This is a genomic window from Streptococcus sp. NSJ-72 (genome assembly GCF_014334035.1).
GTDB classification, from domain to species: Bacteria; Bacillota; Bacilli; order Lactobacillales; family Streptococcaceae; genus Streptococcus; species Streptococcus constellatus.
Genome location: NZ_CP060489.1, coordinates 137,296 through 154,223, shown reverse-complemented (window position 1 = coordinate 154,223; position 16,928 = coordinate 137,296). Strand labels below are relative to the sequence as shown.

Annotated in this window: 20 protein-coding genes, 2 tRNA genes, 1 other RNA gene and 1 pseudogene; 2 read left to right on the top strand and 22 right to left on the bottom strand. The window is 39.2% G+C overall.

What is annotated here, in order from left to right; all coding sequences use genetic code 11:
- The first annotated feature begins 13 nt into the window (after positions 1-13).
- Both H8787_RS00845 and H8787_RS00840 read left to right on the top strand, forming a co-directional pair.
- Positions 14-96 (top strand) — tRNA-Leu (locus H8787_RS00845).
- A 131-nt stretch (positions 97-227) separates the two neighbouring features.
- Positions 228-316 (top strand) — tRNA-Ser (locus H8787_RS00840).
- 64 nt (positions 317-380) lie between these two features.
- On the opposite strand, the gene rsmA is transcribed toward H8787_RS00840, so the two are convergent.
- The 22 genes and pseudogenes from rsmA to H8787_RS00735 form a co-directional block, all read right to left on the bottom strand.
- Complete coding sequence (gene rsmA, locus H8787_RS00835; RefSeq protein WP_070668512.1) at positions 381-1,256, bottom strand: 16S rRNA (adenine(1518)-N(6)/adenine(1519)-N(6))-dimethyltransferase RsmA; 876 nt, start codon at positions 1,254-1,256, stop codon at positions 381-383.
- Positions 1,257-1,274: 18 nt separating this feature from the next.
- The gene (locus H8787_RS00830; protein WP_003070999.1) at positions 1,275-1,991 is read right to left on the bottom strand and encodes a hypothetical protein; all 717 of its coding nucleotides are present in this window, start codon (positions 1,989-1,991) and stop codon (positions 1,275-1,277) included.
- Positions 1,981-2,559 (bottom strand): ribonuclease M5, encoded by a 579-nt coding sequence (gene rnmV / locus H8787_RS00825; protein WP_187328025.1) that lies wholly within the window; start codon positions 2,557-2,559, stop codon positions 1,981-1,983. The genes H8787_RS00830 and rnmV overlap by 11 nt, the downstream gene beginning before the upstream one ends.
- Positions 2,560-3,336, bottom strand: a complete 777-nt coding sequence (locus tag H8787_RS00820) for a TatD family hydrolase (protein ID WP_187328024.1) — start codon at positions 3,334-3,336, stop codon at positions 2,560-2,562.
- Positions 3,337-3,469: 133 nt separating this feature from the next.
- Positions 3,470-3,604, bottom strand: coding sequence for a 50S ribosomal protein L34 (gene rpmH, locus H8787_RS00815; protein ID WP_003026476.1), 135 nt, complete (start codon positions 3,602-3,604; stop codon positions 3,470-3,472).
- Between the two features lie 136 nt (positions 3,605-3,740).
- Positions 3,741-4,373 carry a hypothetical protein gene (locus H8787_RS00810; protein ID WP_049476291.1) on the bottom strand — a complete coding sequence of 211 codons (633 nt, stop codon included), beginning with the start codon at positions 4,371-4,373 and terminating at the stop codon, positions 3,741-3,743.
- 17 nt (positions 4,374-4,390) lie between these two features.
- Positions 4,391-5,401 carry a DUF6287 domain-containing protein gene (locus H8787_RS00805; RefSeq protein ID WP_187328356.1) on the bottom strand — a complete coding sequence of 337 codons (1,011 nt, stop codon included), beginning with the start codon at positions 5,399-5,401 and terminating at the stop codon, positions 4,391-4,393.
- Between the two features lie 55 nt (positions 5,402-5,456).
- Positions 5,457-6,494 carry an RNA-binding cell elongation regulator Jag/EloR gene (jag, locus tag H8787_RS00800; RefSeq protein ID WP_003071016.1) on the bottom strand — a complete coding sequence of 346 codons (1,038 nt, stop codon included), beginning with the start codon at positions 6,492-6,494 and terminating at the stop codon, positions 5,457-5,459.
- A 12-nt stretch (positions 6,495-6,506) separates the two neighbouring features.
- On the bottom strand, positions 6,507-7,322 hold the full coding sequence (locus H8787_RS00795; RefSeq protein WP_037596440.1) for a YidC/Oxa1 family membrane protein insertase: 816 nt from the start codon (positions 7,320-7,322) through the stop codon (positions 6,507-6,509).
- The gene (rnpA, locus tag H8787_RS00790) at positions 7,306-7,665 is read right to left on the bottom strand and encodes a ribonuclease P protein component (RefSeq protein WP_003071021.1); all 360 of its coding nucleotides are present in this window, start codon (positions 7,663-7,665) and stop codon (positions 7,306-7,308) included. Before rnpA ends, H8787_RS00795 begins: the two co-directional genes overlap by 17 nt.
- Before the next feature lie 265 nt (positions 7,666-7,930).
- Complete coding sequence (glpK, locus tag H8787_RS00785; RefSeq protein WP_187328023.1) at positions 7,931-9,442, bottom strand: glycerol kinase GlpK; 1,512 nt, start codon at positions 9,440-9,442, stop codon at positions 7,931-7,933.
- Positions 9,443-9,748: 306 nt separating this feature from the next.
- A complete protein-coding gene (locus tag H8787_RS00780; protein WP_003071028.1) occupies positions 9,749-11,098 on the bottom strand; it encodes a glucose-6-phosphate isomerase in 1,350 nt (449 codons plus the stop codon).
- Between the two features lie 89 nt (positions 11,099-11,187).
- Positions 11,188-11,949 (bottom strand): ferredoxin reductase, encoded by a 762-nt coding sequence (locus H8787_RS00775; protein ID WP_187328022.1) that lies wholly within the window; start codon positions 11,947-11,949, stop codon positions 11,188-11,190.
- A gap of 18 nt (positions 11,950-11,967) precedes the next feature.
- Positions 11,968-12,315 (bottom strand): hypothetical protein, encoded by a 348-nt coding sequence (locus H8787_RS00770; RefSeq protein WP_003071033.1) that lies wholly within the window; start codon positions 12,313-12,315, stop codon positions 11,968-11,970.
- Between the two features lie 126 nt (positions 12,316-12,441).
- Positions 12,442-13,008: a TetR/AcrR family transcriptional regulator gene (locus tag H8787_RS00765; protein ID WP_006269728.1), complete on the bottom strand. Its 567-nt coding sequence runs from the start codon at positions 13,006-13,008 to the stop codon at positions 12,442-12,444.
- 284 nt (positions 13,009-13,292) lie between these two features.
- An RNA gene (gene ffs, locus H8787_RS00760) (signal recognition particle sRNA small type) lies at positions 13,293-13,379 on the bottom strand.
- A 2-nt stretch (positions 13,380-13,381) separates the two neighbouring features.
- Positions 13,382-14,006 (bottom strand): annotated as a pseudogene (locus H8787_RS00755) (hypothetical protein).
- Complete coding sequence (gene tadA / locus H8787_RS00750; RefSeq protein WP_006269700.1) at positions 13,955-14,425, bottom strand: tRNA adenosine(34) deaminase TadA; 471 nt, start codon at positions 14,423-14,425, stop codon at positions 13,955-13,957. The pseudogene H8787_RS00755 and the gene tadA overlap by 52 nt, the downstream one beginning before the upstream one ends.
- A complete protein-coding gene (locus H8787_RS09990) occupies positions 14,422-14,703 on the bottom strand; it encodes a restriction endonuclease (protein WP_232565275.1) in 282 nt (93 codons plus the stop codon). Before H8787_RS09990 ends, tadA begins: the two co-directional genes overlap by 4 nt.
- A gap of 2 nt (positions 14,704-14,705) precedes the next feature.
- Positions 14,706-15,035 (bottom strand): restriction endonuclease, encoded by a 330-nt coding sequence (locus H8787_RS09985; RefSeq protein WP_006269715.1) that lies wholly within the window; start codon positions 15,033-15,035, stop codon positions 14,706-14,708.
- Between the two features lie 145 nt (positions 15,036-15,180).
- On the bottom strand, positions 15,181-15,336 hold the full coding sequence (locus H8787_RS09980; RefSeq protein WP_006269701.1) for a hypothetical protein: 156 nt from the start codon (positions 15,334-15,336) through the stop codon (positions 15,181-15,183).
- Between the two features lie 254 nt (positions 15,337-15,590).
- Positions 15,591-16,883: an adenylosuccinate synthase gene (locus H8787_RS00735; RefSeq protein ID WP_187328021.1), complete on the bottom strand. Its 1,293-nt coding sequence runs from the start codon at positions 16,881-16,883 to the stop codon at positions 15,591-15,593.
- Positions 16,884-16,928 lie beyond the last annotated feature (45 nt).

The following is a 16,928-nucleotide window of genomic DNA, read 5'->3' as shown; positions in this document are numbered from 1 at the left end:
TAATAGAAACCAAGCGGAAATGGCGGAACGGCAGACGCGCATGCTTCAGGCGCATGTGTCCATTCGGACGTGAGGGTTCAAATCCCTTTTTCCGCATTTTTATTTCGTTTGAGACTTCGTCAATTGTAGCGCACCTTACTCAAGTTATGCTACGCTTTGTCTTCTCGCCTAAAACGAAATAACATAGTTGGATATACTCCATTCAAAAAGCGCTTATTTTAAATTCTGGAAAGGTGGCCCAGCTTGGTACGGCACCGGACTCGAAATCCGGCAAATGGATTTTATTCATGCGCGGGTTCAAATCCCGTCCTTTCCTTATGAAGAACCTCACTAAGATGAACTTAGCGAGGTTCTTTGTTATATGATACTTATTATTCAGTTTATCTGAATCCCTCATCATATAAGCTATCTGATAAGCGGGAAAATTCTTGCAAATCAAGTGCTTCTCCTCGAACATTTGGAGACAGATCAGCATTATTCAAAGCGATCTCCAGTCTTGTTTTAATTTCATCCGATTTGCCAAAACAACTAGTTAGATTATTCCAGAGGGTTTTCCGACGGTGAGTAAAACTAGCTTTTGAGACCTTGAAGAAGAAGGGTTCATCTTTGACCTCAACTGCCGGCTTGTCTCTACGAGTCATTTTCAGAATTGCCGAATCCACATTTGGGGCGGGAACAAAGACTGTCCGCGGTACGATAAAAGCGACTTTAGCTGTCATGTAATATTGCACAGCTATTGACAAACTACCATAAGACTTACTATTGGGCTGCGCCGAGATGCGATCAGCTACTTCTCGCTGCATCATCACAACAAATTCTGAAAAAGGAATCCGACTTTCTATCAGATGGATCAAAATCGGAGTCGTGATGTAATAAGGCAGATTAGCCACCACTTTGATAGGTAATTCTGGATTGGAAAATTCCTTAATTCGAGCCTGTAAGTCTGACTTAAGAATATCTTCATTGATAATCTTAACATTTTCAAATTCCTGCAGGGTATCTGCCAAAATCGGCATTAGACGCTCATCAATCTCAAAAGCCATGACTTCTGCTGCATTCTCTGCTAAAAACTCAGTCAGTGCCCCAATGCCCGGTCCGATTTCAATCACATTAACATGTTTATCAATTTCAGCTGTATCCACAATTTTTTGTAAAATATTGGTATCTGTCAGGAAGTTCTGACCGAATGATTTTTTAAAAGTAAAACCATGACGCTCAAGTACAGCTCGCGTCACGCTATAATCCGCAATTCTCATAATTCTCATTTCTATCCATTAGCTAAATAAAATATATAAAATCCGCATAATTCCTAGCACAAGCAAAATCCAAAATGCTGGATGAATCCGGCGTTTGTTACCTTTTGAATCGGATTCAATCACATTATCTGCCTGCTTGCTTTCTTGATTTTGCCGCTTCTTCAACTCATCTTGGTAAGCAGCTGATTTTAGAATATTGTCTTCTGGCAACATGTCTGAAGCATAATCATCTGGAAACCCCATAGCTAACCCAAGCAAGTCCTTATCCGTTAGAGAGAAATCTAAATCTTCTGGTTGATTTTGCTGAATAGCACGGATATTTTTTAAAAGTTTATCAGAAGCGATAGGCAATTCGTCCATAGAAACAATTTCTAAAACGTCAAATCCCAGCGTATCATCCTCTTTGACATTTGCAATAATATAGCGAACAAAATCATCATACAGTTGCAACACCTGTGGAGCATGTTGCTCTAAAAAAGACCGATTGTGGCGGGCATTTTGCTGGAATTTTTCAATGGAAAGAGTAACTCCCATATTCTGCTCTTGATAAAATTCTTCTGCTTTCTCTTTATCTTCTTTTTCAAGCTCTTCTACTTTTTTCCACAAATCAATAGCTGCTTGCAAATCTTCTTCATTCCAAAACAGTTGCCAGAAATAGGGAATACTATAAATTCCCTCCGCTAAAACACGTGTCTCATCTCCGTTTTTAAAATAAATATAACTTCTATTTGCCATGTCGCTTCCTTTCGTACTCTTTCATTACATTTTCAACATCTGTCAATCCAATCCCAAACAATTCTAGTCGTTTAAGCAACTGTTTCCCATTTGAATAGCCAATGCGGAGTTCTTCTCCTAAAAATTCACGACGTTTGCGGCTGTCATTGCCTGCCAGAAATCCTAAGCGAATCAAATCTGAACGTGTGATATCAAAATCAGTCTTTTTTTCAAAATGTTTAGTTACCTGAGAAAGAGCAGCTTTTAAATCTTCATATGAAGCATGCTCAATACCTAATGATTTCCCTTTATTTTTAGACTTAGGAGCGGCCTCATCACGCCTTAAAAAAGCATGTTGAACACTAGGAATAGCGATCATGATCATCCTACGAATCCGCTCACCATTGACATCTGGGTCAGTAAAAACGATAACCCCATGTAAATCATGAAGTCTTGCAATTCGCTCTAAATCCTCTTGGTTAATCGCTGAACCTCTGGTTTCATAGGTTTTCACATCAAAATATCGTTGAAGATTAACCGTATCATCTCGTCCTTCAACCACAATGATTTGAGAAATTTTCTCTTTCATTTATTTTTCCTTTAAATCAAAAATGCGCAGAGCATTCTGATAGGTTGCTTCCGCCACTTCTTCCGTCGTCAAGCCGCGAAGCTCTGCTATTTTATCTACAACATAACGAGTATAAGCCGTTCGATTTTCACGACCACGTTTTGGTACAGGGGCTAGATAAGGTGCATCTGTCTCAACTAAAATCTTATCTAAAGGCAACTTCTGCGCAGCTTCTTGCACATCTACAGCCTTTTTAAACGTCACCACACCAGAAAAAGAAATCATCATACCAAGCTCAACAAAACGTTCAGCCATTTCTAAAGAGCCTGAATACGAGTGCATAATACCACCCTGTTCGCCAACACTAGTTTCCTTAATAACTTCATAAGTATCTTCCAGCGCATCACGCGTATGAACAACAAATGGCAAATCGTGGTCTTTCGACAGCTGAATCTGACGTTTGAAGACCTCAATCTGCACATCTTTCGGATCTTCCATCCAGTGATAATCCAGACCAATCTCACCGAGGGCAATAACTTTGGAATCGTGCAAATGACTGACAATCATGTTTTCAACTTCTTGCGTATAAGAGCCTGCCTCAGTTGGATGCCAACCAATCGTGCTGTATAGTTCATCATATTGACGAGACAGCGCTAGCGACTTTTCAATGGTTTCTGTATCAAAACCCACAATATTCATCTTGGTAACACCTAGCTCGCGTGCGAAAGCAATCTCTTCAGCTTCTTTTCCTGCAAAATTATCCACGTTAAGGTGTGTATGTGTATCAAAAATATTCATCAGTTCAATCCTCTTTATATCATTTTCTATTATATCAAAATCTCGTGGTAAATGCAGTTTGTCTCGTTGTTATCCAACAAAAAAACCAGCGGTCTCGAGTTTCCGTTGGTTCTTCATCTTGTATTCGTTTGGATTATGCAGCCAAAACTTTGCGTCCTTTACGACGACGGCTAGCAAGCACGCGACGACCGTTTTTAGTTGCCATACGATGACGGAAACCGTGTTTGCGCGCACGACGGATTTTACTTGGTTGATAAGTACGTTTCACTTTGAATACCTCCTCTTAGATTCTTGTATTCGTTTAGCCGGCTATGTGATCAGTTACTAAACATACTTAACTATTCTATATGATTCTGGGGCTTTTGTCAATACTTACTGAAATAACTTTCTCTTTAAAAACGTAATCATAGGCTTCGAGTCGCTTCGTAAAAGGGAATTAAGCTTGTCATGGCCTCCTGCAACTGGGACAGCACCTGATCCCTTGAAGTGGCTCGATAGAGGGGAATATCGTATTTGACCAGAACCTTGCGAGCCTGACCGGCTGCCACTTGCTGGATAAGAAACTGACGATTTTTCTCCGTACCTTCAAAGCGCTGACTCAGGCCATTGATCTGGACAAAATAGTAAGCTGGTGACTGGATAGGCAGATTCAGTACTCGGTTTTGCTTACTAAGGCTATGCTCATCTTTCTTGCGCTCCATGAAACTCACCTCTAGTGACACCCCAAAGTCTTTTGCAGTTCCATACAAGCGCAGAGCAAACATAGGCTCCGTAATTCCCCCATAACCTTTAAGATAATTCCAAAAATGTGGCCGCAGCATCTGCGCCTGATTCATCCACTGACTAGTTCGCTCCAAGGTCAGCTTGGGATAAAGGCACTGAAAATCCTTGACCAAGTCTGCAAACTCCTTACGCGCTTCCTGTCCATTAGCCTTGAACTCCAGCATGGACTTGCGCAACTGGCCTGCCTTATCTGGAGAAATGTACTTGACTCCCTGATGGGGTAGAAAGCTTTCAATAGCTGGAAAAAGTGACATGAGAACTCCTTTCTTTTTTACTCTTTATAATAGAATGCTTCTGAGTTATTCACGTTAACGCTTTGCGTAATAAGAATCCTGTCCCTCTTACGATTAGAAGCATCCATTATTTTTTGATTATCCAAAGTCATAGACATATCTATACCAGCAGGAATAAATAAGACGGCTGCATCCGGTCCTCCAAAGGATACTCCACCTTGTAAATAAGAATTAATCATTTTAAAATTGTTTCCTAATTTCAAGTCATTATTAACCAAGCCATTTTTATCAAATACTAATTCATTCCCCCACCCATTTCTCCATGTACCTTCAACACTAGAATAATCTCCCTTTTGGATGGCTCCCAAATCCATTTGGGACGAACTATTTTGTTCTTTCTGATTTCTAACACTTGTCGTTGCTTGGTAGTTTTCTATATCTTTCCACCTTAACGAAGATAGATCAAGCTCTTTTTTAGAAGCTAACCCAAAAACTGAACCTACGCTTTTTTCAGAATTTGAATCTACACCAGTTATTTGAAAATCTGCTTCTTTTAGCACATCTATACCACTATTATCAGATTTCAGTTGATAAAGATAACCCTTAGCATCTGGACTTAGAGAATGCCATTGAGCATAAAAGACTGTCCCATCTGTATATATTGTGGCGCTTTCTCGACTTCCACCTACTGAAGCCACTTTTGATTGAGCTAAATAAGTTGATGTCCCTTGATTCAAATAATAAACAGCCGCTAAATAATAAGCCCCGTTAGAATGATGTCCTGTGATTAATTCATCCGTCCCATTTTTATCAATATCATAAAATGTGTATATCTTCGCACGGCCTTCAGAAGTATCTTTCTTTAATTTATCCAAAGTCGAAGCATATAATTTTTCATCTTGTGCTACTGAAATCGAAGCACTCTTTTGCTCTTTGTCTAATGTACTCTTACTCGAGTCAGAAGTATTCTCCTGCTTCTCTATTTTCTTTTGACCACAGGCACCAAGTAGTACTAACCCTAAAATAATTAGAAAAACTCTCTTCTTCATATATCCTTCTCCTAGTTTATTACTACAAAAGCCAGCATCTCTGCCGGCTTTCTCTTTATTCACTATCAATATCCACTACAACATAACGGTTTGGTTCGTCACCCTCTGAATAGCTGGTAAGCCCGTCCATTTTAGAAATAATTCGGTGAATAATTTTCCGCTCATTGTTAGACATAGGATCAGTCTTTTGACTATGTTGGTATTCCAACACACGATCAGCTAGCTTCTGAGCGTAGCTTTGTAGAACTTCTGCTCGATGTTCTACATAATCATTGACATTGATAGAAATGTAAAAACTCTTAGAGTAACGATTATAAAGATAATTCTGTGCCAATAATTGAAGAGCTTTCAGCACTTTTCCGTGATAGCCGATAATGCGACCAGGCTCATTGGTATCAATTTGCATATTGATTGTCCGACGATTATGAGCACTTGCAAGGCTAGCTTCTACGTCCATTTCATCCACGATGTTTTGCACATAACCCGTCACACTCGCAACAACTTCTTCAACATCATAATTTTCTTCAACTTGAATGCCCAAATCTTCAAAATCAGCCGGCTCTTCAGCTATCGGTTGACTTTCCGAGCGCTTTTCTATAGCCTGATCAAAAGAAATAATCTTATCGGTTGTCTTTTCTTCTTGAGCGACCGATTTTTGAAAATTTACGATATCACTATCTTTCAACAAGTCAATCGTTCCTGTCTCTTCAAGAATCGTGCTGGCTTCTTTTTCATGCTTCAAGATTTCAGCTTTGACATCATCTGAAATTTCTTTGCCTTCTTCTTCAACTTTTTTAATAGCTGCAACAACGTGGCCTAAGTCAACAGTTGCTTCACTGACGCTCTTGACAGGTTCATTTTGAGCATTGATTTCTTCTGGAACACCTTTGACAGCCTTTTGATTCGCCTTTACTACTGTCGTTTCGTTGATGGGTTCTACGTCAACTTGGGCTAATTTCTTGCCAAATAATCCCAAAAATCCTTTTTTCTCACGAGAAATCACTTTGATATGTGCTTTCATCCTTGGAATCTCTAACTCACGCAAGCCATTTTGAATAGCTTCTTCAACACTCGCTCCTGTAAATAATACCATACAAGCGCCTCCTTACTTTTTCTTTTTTTGTGCTTTACGATAGGCACGTTTTTTCTTTTCTTCACGTTCACGCTCGGCAGTCGCCTTTGCTTCTCTTTCTGCAATGATTTTATATGGATTGCTCAGTAAAAGCGTTTGGAACACTTGATAAGCATACGACGTACTCCAGTATAATGCAACCCCACTCGCTACGTTGACCGCAAAGAAAAAGACAAAGATTGGCATGATAAACATCATTCCTGTCATCAAACCATTACGTTCTGCCATTCCTTTATTGCTCAACCAAGTACTCAAAAAGGTGAACGCAGCTGCTAAAACTGGCAAAATATAATAAGGATCTGTCGCCCCAAGATTCATCCATAGGAAATGCCCAACTTTAAGAAACTCAACACGGATCAAAGCATGGTATAACGCAATCAGCACAGGCATTTGAATGAGCAAGGGCCAAAATGATGCCGAAGGTTTCACTCCTAATTCTTTATATAGTTTTTGCGTTTCTTGAGCCAGACGATTACGGCTTTCCATATCACGCCCTGGATACTTCGCCTGCAATTCTTTCACCAATGGCTGTGCTTCCTGCATTTTGCGTGAAGCATTGATCTGCAATTGGAAAACTGGCAGAAGAACAGTCCGGATAATTAAAGTGAAGAGGATAATCCCAATCCCCGTACTTCCATTAAAGGAAAGAAACCGAATCGTTACAGCGAAGAAATACACAAATCTTTCCCATAAATCTGGCGAACTCGCTGTAACCTCACTCGTTCCACATGCTGTTAGAATGAGCAAAGCCAGAGCTAAAAGCACCACCAACTTACTTTTCTTTTTCACAACTCAAACCTTCCTGATAAATTTTTGCTATTTTTAGTACATGAAGTAAATTTTGTTCCAATTCTGGATAAGTCAGAATTTCTACACCTTTCCGTGCAATGACGACAAAATCAAGCGTTGCTAACTTTAGTTTATGAGTTATCAAAACGTGTCGAATACGACGTTTAATCTTGTTGCGCATGACCGCGTTTCCTAGTTTTTTACTGACAGATATTCCTACTCGAAAGTGTTTTTGTTTCTTTTCTAATTTATAAATGACGAATTTTCTATTGGCAAAACTTTGCCCAACTTTGAAAATCGCATTAAAATCTTTCTCGCTCTTGACGCGATAGCTTTTCTTCAAAACTCAACTCCATCTACCAAAATTATATCTATTATACCATAATTTTCAAAAAAACCAATAAGAGCAGGTATATTCACCATTTTACTAATTTTCCAAGCTAAATGAGAATGAATTTTGTGAGCTGTTCTGCTTAAAATTTTATGCGAAAGCTATTTAAAATGGTGAACACGAAAAAGCGACTAAGATCTATTCCTAATCGCTTCTCTACGTCTGATACTCAATGATTGCACGTATTTATAAATTTGGGCAACATCATATTTTCCAATTATTTATTAGATTCTTTTGCAAAAAATTGTGTGGCTGCAACTGCTGCTTTCCAGCCTTTGTACAATTTTTGCCGCTCTAGCCCTGACATAGTTGGCTGGAATGTTTCCCCGACCGCATTTAATGTTTTCAACTCCTCCATGTCTTTCCAATAACCAACCGCAAGTCCTGCTAGAAAAGCTGCTCCAAGAGCCGTTGTTTCCAAATTTGCCGCACGCGCTAACTCAATTCCCAGAATATCTGCTTGAAACTGCATGAGGAAATCATTCATGGCAGCACCTCCATCTACCTTCAGGACTTGGATAGCTGTATCTGTGTCCATTTGCATCGTATCAATGATATCGCGCACTTGATAAGCAATGGATTGCAGAGTTGCTTTGATAAAATCTTCTTTACTCGTTCCACGTGTCAATCCAAAAATAGAACCTCTTGCTTCTGGATCCCAATAAGGCGCTCCAAGGCCTGTAAAAGCTGGAACAACATACACTTCATTTTCATTGGTGGAATTTTTTGCATATTTCTCAGATTCAGGTGAGCTAGCAATCATACGAAGGCCGTCACGAAGCCACTGAATGGCACTACCTGCAATGAAAATCGACCCTTCCAAAGCATAAGTCATTTTGCCATTTATCCCATAACCAATGGTTGTCAAAAGATTATTTTTTGATAAATTGCATTCCTGACCAGTATTCATAATGATGAAAGATCCAGTCCCATAAGTATTCTTCACCATTCCCGGTTCAAATGCTAATTGCCCAAAGAGAGCAGCTTGCTGATCGCCTGCCATTCCTGAAATCGGTACTTCTCCGCCATAGAAATGGTAGGGAGCTGTTTTCCCATAAATTTCTGAGTTTGAGCGAACTTCTGGTAGTATAGCCTTAGGAATGTTGAGCAAGGATAAAATCTCGTCGTCCCACTTCAAATCCTTGATGTTGTATAACATGGTCCGCGCTGCATTGGAATAATCAGTCACATGAGCTGCACCATCCGTTAATTTCCAGACCAACCATGTATCAATCGTTCCAAAGAGCAATTCTCCTCGCTCTGCACGTTCCTGTGCTCCTTCCACATGATCTAAAATCCAGCGCACCTTGGTCGCAGAGAAATAAGCATCTATAATCAAACCTGTTTTTCCATGAAAGAAGTCTACATATCCATCTTGTTTGAGCTTTTCTGCTAAAGAAGCTGTTTGCCGAGACTGCCAAACGATCGCATTGTAAATGGGTAATCCGCTTTTTTTATCCCACACAACCGTTGTCTCCCGTTGATTGGTAATCCCAATCGCTTCAATCTGATTTGGCTTAATGCCACTTTCGATAAAGGCACCTGCAATGACCGACTGCACCGAATTCCAAATCTCATTTGCATTATGCTCTACCCAGCCTGCTTGTGGAAAAATCTGAGTAAACTCTTTTTGACTCGTGGCAACTTGTTCGCCCTTTTTATTAAAAATAATCGCCCGTGAACTGGTTGTCCCTTGGTCAATCGCCATGATATAAGTTTCTTGTGACATAAAACGCCTCCATTGTATGTTCTATTTTTATTATACATAATAAAGCGTTTTCTTTCTATCTTTTTCTTCTATTTTTGTGAAAATTTCACTTGAACCCGAGTTCAGACATGTAAAAAGGGAGTGGGACAGAACTCAAAATTAAAAATTTTAAGTTCGTAGTCCCACCCCCGCAAAGATGATTAGGAACTCTTGCGAGCTTGAACAGCGAAGAAAGAGTCCAATCAGCTACTGCGTCATTTGTTTATCACGAAACTCTTTCGGAAGTTGGACACTTTTGTCCCAGCCTCTCCGTCACTCATTTACAAATTACAAACGAGCGTTTAATTCTTTGCTCAATTCTTCAAATCCTGGTTTTCCAAGAAGAGCAAACATATTTTTCTTATAAGCTTCTACGCCCGGTTGGTCAAATGGGTTAATCGCATTCAAGTAACCGGAAAGAGCGATAGCCAGCTCAAAGAAATAAATGGTGTAACCAAGAGTAAAGGCATCTTGCTCAGGAAGCGTTACATACATATTTGGCACGTCACCGTCAGTATGAGCCAGAAGCACACCATCTGTCGCTTTCTTGTTAACGAAGTCAACATCTTTTCCTTGGAGGTAGCCAAGTCCATCTAAGTCTTCTGCCAATTCAGGAATCGTCACGTTCTTGCGTGGTTTGTCCACACGTACAACTGTTTCAAACATAATACGCGCACCTTCTTGGATAAATTGTCCAAGAGAGTGAAGATCTGTCGAGAAGTTGGCAGATGTTGGATAAATACCTTTTTGGTCTTTCCCTTCTGACTCGCCAGCTAATTGTTTCCACCATTCTGAGAAGTATTGAAGTGATGGCTCGTAGTTAACCAAAATTTCAGTTGCATAACCTTTGCGATAAAGGATGTTACGAAGAGCTGCGTATTGATAAGCTTCGTTTTCTGCAATCTTGTCTGAAGTGTAATCCTTACGAGCAGCATTGGCACCTTCCATAAGGGCTTTAATGTCAGCGCCTGATGCAGCAATTGGAAGCAATCCAACTGCTGTCAATACTGAGAAGCGTCCACCAATGTCATCTGGAACCACAAATGTTTCCCAACCGTTAGCATCTGCTTCAACCTTAACAGCACCTTTTTGACGGTCAGTTGTCGCATAGATACGTTTGTTAGCTTCTTCTTGACCGTATTTATTAATCAAGAGTTCTTTGAAGACACGGAATGCGATGGCAGGTTCTGTCGTTGTCCCTGATTTAGAAATCACATTGACTGAGAAATCTTTATCCGAAACGTATTCCACCAAGTCTGCAAGATAAGTAGATGAGATAGAGTTTCCTGCATATAGAATTTGAGGAGCTTTGCGTTCTTCTTTGGTTTGCAAGTTCGCAAAATGATTGTTCAAGAAATCAATCGCTGCTTTTGCTCCAAGGTATGAACCACCAATCCCAATCACCACCAAAACATCACTGTTTGATTTGATTTGTTCTGCTGCTTTCAAAATACGAGCAAATTCTTCTTTATCATAGTTTTCTGGAAGGTCAAGCCAACCACGGAAGTCACTTCCTGCACCAGTTCCTTTGCGCAATAGTTCATCTGCTGCAGAAACTTGCGTTTGCATATAGTCCACTTCATGTGGTGCAACAAATTTTCCAAGAACGTTTGAGTAATTAAATTGAATATGTGTCATTATAGTCCTCCAATTTTTCTTCCCTACTATGATACCGCTTTACCGCTTTTTTATCAAGCGATTTTCTTGACTAAAACGTTTCCAATTTATTATTTTAATCCCCTAAAAGAATCTAACTTAATCTGTTTGCTATCAATCCCCTTGTCTTCAAGAAATTTTTTCATCGCTTCTGTATCACCAGAACGACCAGCCAAGAGATAAATTGCTTTGTTGCCATACTGTTCTGCTGCTTGCTTCAGTCTTTTTTTACTTTGAGAAAGGTTGGCACTTTTGCTATAATCCAAGTTACTATATTTTTGAGCTATTTGAGACAATTTTTTATCAAAAACCAAGACACCTTTGTCCAAGTGGCTGAGAACAATGGAACGTTTACCAGCCCACTCTTTGACAATAGGCTTCATGGCTGCAATACCGACATCAGATGCAAAGCAAACAAGGGGTTCCTTGTCGTTTGCAACTGATAAATTAGAGGTTAACCAACTCATCTCAACTTTACTACCTGCTGGCAAGCTGGTTAAGGTTTTCTTATAAAGACTGCCGTTATTGTGCGTCAGAATAAGTATCTCATTGTCATCAGGATTGGAGGCGATGGTCAGCCAGCGACTCTTTTGTCCGCTCTCTTTAATATTAGGTAAGGCAATCTTAGCATAAGAACCGGCCTTCCAAGTCATATTTTTAGATTTTGTCAGATGAATGAGGTGAATATCGTCGCTAGGATTTTCAATACATTTAACCGATAAAGATTGACTGTCCCCAAAATAGACAATCGCACCCCAAATAATGAGACATCCAAGAAGGCCCACAGCAAGGATTGATACAGTAATCATTAACATTTTAGAACGTCCTTTCATGATTTCTCCTTAAAACTTTTATTTCCAAAATTTAAATGATATCCATAGTGCTAGCGCAATAATCACAATGAAGCTTATTGCCATCACAATAAAATCCATATTAGGCAGACTGTAAATGTAAGCCATAACAGCTACTGCCGCCAACCAAATTCCTACAATTTGATAGATAAATGATAATCGAGGCACCATACAGAGACCTATTGCAAGCAAAATCAGACCACCAGTCGCAAATGACATAAAATCAGGTTTTGCTAGATTAACAGACACTTTGGTAGTTCCCCAAATAATCACTAAAATACCGATTACTGCTAGGCTAAGACCACTAATGGTTAATCCGTTCATTTGTTTTCCTCCGTTCGTATTCATGCTTTTCCTCCTTTTATTTTAAAATTTGAGTGACTACGTAATAATCAATTCATAAAAAAATCTTGAATGAACAAATAATTATATTCATTCATTTTTGTTTAAAAAATAAAGAATCGCAATCCTTTATTAAAAAAGTCCTTTGACAAAGTAAGTCGCCAAGGTTTCAATGGTTTGACTGATATGAGGGAAATCCTCTTCAGTGATATGGGTATCCATATAGTAGAAAAGCTGATAAACCTGCAGCACTTCTTGGATTTTTTCTTGAGAATAGCCTTCTGCCAGCATACGATTGGTAAAGGTTTCCACTAAAAACTGATGAAATGGATTCGCGTCCTTGCCTTTTTCCGAAGAATAATAGCTATGCAGCTCATCAGAAATAGCCGGGTTATACCATTCTGCCAGAATTTTACTGGACGAAACGAGATTTCGCGACTGACTAAAAATCTGCCCGACGAGTTCGACCGCATCTCCTTGCCAATCAATATCGTCTCTCATTGCTTGACGCACACGGTTATTTTCATCAATATAAACATCCAGAAAAATGGCTTCCTTGGAGTCATAATAGTTGTAAAAAGAACCAACCGCCATGCCAGCTTGCTTGGCAATCTCAGAAATTCCTGTTGCCTTATAACCTTTTCTTGAAAAAATGACATAGGCAGCAGATTTTAATCTTTGTTTTTTGTCTTGCGACATAATGAACTCCTTCCTAAGTAGCGTACAATGGCAGGATGTGAATGAATATAAAATATAATTCATTCATATTATAGAGCACTATCAGTTTTTTGTCAATAGTGTCCTTAAAAAGAAACTTTAGAAAGATTCTAATTATTTGTTGACTCCAATCCTCAGTAATCACAGTCACATACTTGACTTATAGGCAATGGGCTATGTAAATAGCTAAAATATTAATAAGTTTGTTCCTGCTTAAACTACATCATTTGACTATACTAAACTTCGTTCTCTAATCCCATTCTTCAAAATAAAAAGAGCACACAATTCACACTCGCTTAGGGCTGCTGGATTCCTCCTCTGACCCGCTTCACGCAGAATTGTTGCTCCATAAACATTATAACATAAAATATCTGAACTGCAAAGTTAGAATTTTTTCTTTTTTTAGAAAAGAGATGGCTAACAGACAAACTACTAATCCTATCAAAGCTAGCTGAATAATTGTCAAACCAGCCTGTCCGCTGTCTACGGACCAAATGATTTTTAAAAAAGCTGTTACAACCAAAATAAGCCCCACCATTTTCCAACTATGCAACCAGGTGGCACGAATCAGCAAAATAAAAAAACTGAGTACAAGAAAAGCAAAGAATAAATTTTCCCCCGTCAAACCAGCCTGTAAAAACTCCCGTTCATAAGTTAAAAATTCTTTAACCAAGAGAAGCGTTGTCCGAGGAACAGGAAACCAAATCATACTGGTAAATAGAGCTAGAATACTGACAAATAACCAAGTATTTGTCGCCGATAAGAAAAAATAAAATTGGAAGGAGTAAAATAGGATGGGTGTGCCAGCTTAACTGGTTTTGGTGGCATTTAAAAGCCCAAGCTTGAAAATCCAAATTCAGCACTAACAAGCTGATAAAAAAGGCTGCCAGTCCAAGTAAGAAAGCTGAAATAAGCCATTGCTTTTGTTTTATCTTTTTTTTCTTCTTTGTCTGAAAAATTCCTGCATGATTGCCGCACATTCGACCTCCAAAATCCCAGTTTCAAGTTCAACTCGGTGATTAAGACGTTCATCCGTTAGAATGTCATAAAGACTGCCTGCTGCGCCGAATTTTGGATTCTTTGCACCATAGATAACCTGTGGAATGCGAGCCAGACCAATAGCACCACTGCACATCACACAAGGTTCAATAGTAACAAAAAGGGTCGTATCCAGCAGACGCCAGCTATGCTCATGCTGATTGGCCTCCTCAATCGCCATCACTTCCGCATGCATAATCGCTCGCTGCAATTCCTCACGTGCATTATGTCCACGACCGATAATCTTCCCGTCCTTGACAATAACACAACCAATCGGAATTTCATCATTAGCAAGCGCAATCTCTGCTTCTTTCAAAGCCTCCCGCATGAAAAACTCTTTTTCTTCAACTGTGTAGTTCATCTTTTAACCGTATAATCCTCTGTATGATAAAAATCTCCTAATTCATAAGTCGTGACTTCTCTGACATGAAGTTTATATTTGGCAACTAGATCCGCAATATCCTCGCTATTGATTAAAGTAATGACTCTAGTCCCTTGACGAACTGCTTCAATAGCACTTCTTGAAAAATCAGAAGTTGTAATAAAAATACCATATTCTGCATTGTATTTATCCATTGCACCACGGAATTTATCAATCTCCGGAGAAGGAACATTGTTTTCCCAACGCTTTGCTTGGATAGCTACACGATTGGTTCTGAAGTCATCTGTACTAGTAATAAGCCAAAACCATCTAAACCACCATCATTAGTATAACTAACTCCAATTTTTTCATCTAGTTTGACACCCATCTCCTTGACTAGACCACGAGCAAAAGTTTCAAATTTTTGTGGTGACATAGATTTTAAAGCTCTTGTCAACTCAACTCTCCAATTTTCTTTTGAGTCATCTAGTGAATGTTTTAATTCCTTTTCAAAGGATAACTTGAAGAATTGTTTTGACTTCTTCTCATTTTTCCAAAATTGAATGGCTTTCTGTTGAATATCGCTAGCAAAATGCTCATCTAGTTTCACTTTTCTACCTAATTCTGTCAATTCAAAAGTCGATTGCTTGGGTTTAGAAAGATAGCCCGTGGTAAGTAAACTTTTGGCTGAAAAATTAAAAGTGTAATCACTAGGTTTATAAATTTTTCCACTTTTTTAAGACACTTTTTCTTCCTCAAAAAAATTTCTCCTCTATCGTATTTTCTCCCTTTTTAATAGCATCTAGCAACTCTCGTTTGGTTGCATAGCCACCTAGCTTTTTTAAATTCCTGATAATTTCACTTATCATTATTTTTTCCTGCTCTTTATTAGATAAATCTGTAAAGTTCATTATTTATCTCCTTTGCTCTCCATTTATTATATCATGTTATAAACCTGAAAATATAAAAAAAGCCACCTTTCGATGGCTTTCAGGAGATTATTATGAAAAAGTTTAGGATTTCTATCAAATAAAGTTAGGAGGTCTTCATCTGATGATTTTAGTATAACCCAGCCAGCTTAAAATTAACTTAAGAGAGAATTATTCTTTAAACTTTTTTATTGCGTCAATAAAAAGCGAGCCGAAACCCGCTTTGTCTACTTCTATTACAAACTTGACCAAACACTTTCCAGGATGTTTGTCTGTTCACGACCAGGACCGACAGAGAAAGTAGAAATACGAACACCGACCAATTCACTGACACGGCGGACATAGTTGCGAGCATTCTCTGGCAACTCTTCTAAACTGCGAACACCTGTAATATCTTCTGACCACCCTGGCAATTCTTCATAGATTGGCTTGCACCGTTTGAGCTGCTCCAGACTAGCTGGATAATGATCAATGCGCTCACCATCTAAATCATAAGCGACACAGATTTTAACTGTATCAAGTCCCGTCAAAACATCAATCGAATTGAGAGAAAGATTGGTAATTCCAGATACACGACGGCTATGGCGCATCACAACTGAGTCAAACCAACCAACACGGCGAGGACGTCCTGTTGTCGTTCCATATTCATGGCCAACTTCACGAATGTGGCTACCTACTTCGTCAAACAATTCTGTTGGAAATGGTCCATCACCAACACGACTGGTGTAAGCTTTACAAACTCCGACAACTTTGTCGATTTTACTTGGTCCTACTCCCGAACCAATCGTCACACCACCTGCAACAGGATTAGATGACGTTACAAATGGATAAGTACCTTGATCGATATCTAGCATCACTCCCTGCGCCCCTTCAAAGAGTACTCGCTTGCCTTGATCAAGAGCATCGTTCAAGATAACAGAAGTATCTGTCACGTATTGTTTAATTTGCTGACCATATGCATAGTATTCCTCAAACATATCCTCAAATCTGATAGCTGTGCTATCGTAGAGTTTTTCAAACAGACGATTCTTCTCAGCCAAATTCCTTTGCAAACGCTCTCTGAAAATATCCTTATCCAAAAGATCAGCAATTCGAATTCCCACACGAGCAGCTTTGTCCATGTAAGCTGGTCCAATTCCCTTAATAGTCGTCCCGATTTTGTTATCACCTTTTGCTTCTTCTTGTAAGCGATCTAATTCAATATGATAAGGTAGGATAACATGAGCACGATCTGAAATCCGAAGATTATCCGTCGTAACCCCTTCTTCGTGCAAATAAGCCAATTCATGTACCAAAGATTTTGGATTGACCACCATTCCATTTCCAATCACAGAGATTTTTTCTGGGAAGAAAATCCCTGATGGAATCAGGTGCAGCTTGTACTTCTTACCGCCAATTACAATAGTATGACCCGCATTATCTCCGCCTTGATAACGGGCAATGACTTCGGCATTGGCTGAAAGGAAATCTGTAATCTTTCCTTTTCCTTCATCTCCCCACTGGGTCCCTACAACAACAACTGATGTCATAATCTTGTCTGAGCTAAGTGCTCGTCCTTTCTTGTCTACATGGCA

What these genes read in the sequence shown, in the direction of transcription:
- rsmA (WP_070668512.1), bottom strand. Translation starts at nt 1,256, where the DNA reads ATGAGAATTGCGGATTATAGCGTGACGCGAGCTGTACTTGAGCGTCAT.
- H8787_RS00830 (WP_003070999.1), bottom strand. Translation starts at nt 1,991, where the DNA reads ATGGCAAATAGAAGTTATATTTATTTTAAAAACGGAGATGAGACACGT.
- rnmV (WP_187328025.1), bottom strand. Translation starts at nt 2,559, where the DNA reads ATGAAAGAGAAAATTTCTCAAATCATTGTGGTTGAAGGACGAGATGAT.
- H8787_RS00820 (WP_187328024.1), bottom strand. Translation starts at nt 3,336, where the DNA reads ATGAATATTTTTGATACACATACACACCTTAACGTGGATAATTTTGCA.
- H8787_RS00810 (WP_049476291.1), bottom strand. Translation starts at nt 4,373, where the DNA reads ATGTCACTTTTTCCAGCTATTGAAAGCTTTCTACCCCATCAGGGAGTC.
- H8787_RS00805 (WP_187328356.1), bottom strand. Translation starts at nt 5,401, where the DNA reads ATGAAGAAGAGAGTTTTTCTAATTATTTTAGGGTTAGTACTACTTGGT.
- jag (WP_003071016.1), bottom strand. Translation starts at nt 6,494, where the DNA reads ATGGTATTATTTACAGGAGCGAGTGTTGAAGAAGCTATTCAAAATGGC.
- glpK (WP_187328023.1), bottom strand. Translation starts at nt 9,442, where the DNA reads ATGTCACAAGAAACTTATATCATGGCGATTGACCAAGGGACAACCAGT.
- H8787_RS00780 (WP_003071028.1), bottom strand. Translation starts at nt 11,098, where the DNA reads ATGACACATATTCAATTTAATTACTCAAACGTTCTTGGAAAATTTGTT.
- H8787_RS00775 (WP_187328022.1), bottom strand. Translation starts at nt 11,949, where the DNA reads ATGAAAGGACGTTCTAAAATGTTAATGATTACTGTATCAATCCTTGCT.
- H8787_RS00770 (WP_003071033.1), bottom strand. Translation starts at nt 12,315, where the DNA reads ATGAATACGAACGGAGGAAAACAAATGAACGGATTAACCATTAGTGGT.
- H8787_RS00765 (WP_006269728.1), bottom strand. Translation starts at nt 13,008, where the DNA reads ATGTCGCAAGACAAAAAACAAAGATTAAAATCTGCTGCCTATGTCATT.
- tadA (WP_006269700.1), bottom strand. Translation starts at nt 14,425, where the DNA reads ATGAACTACACAGTTGAAGAAAAAGAGTTTTTCATGCGGGAGGCTTTG.
- H8787_RS09980 (WP_006269701.1), bottom strand. Translation starts at nt 15,336, where the DNA reads ATGAACTTTACAGATTTATCTAATAAAGAGCAGGAAAAAATAATGATA.
- H8787_RS00735 (WP_187328021.1), bottom strand. Translation starts at nt 16,883, where the DNA reads ATGACATCAGTTGTTGTTGTAGGGACCCAGTGGGGAGATGAAGGAAAA.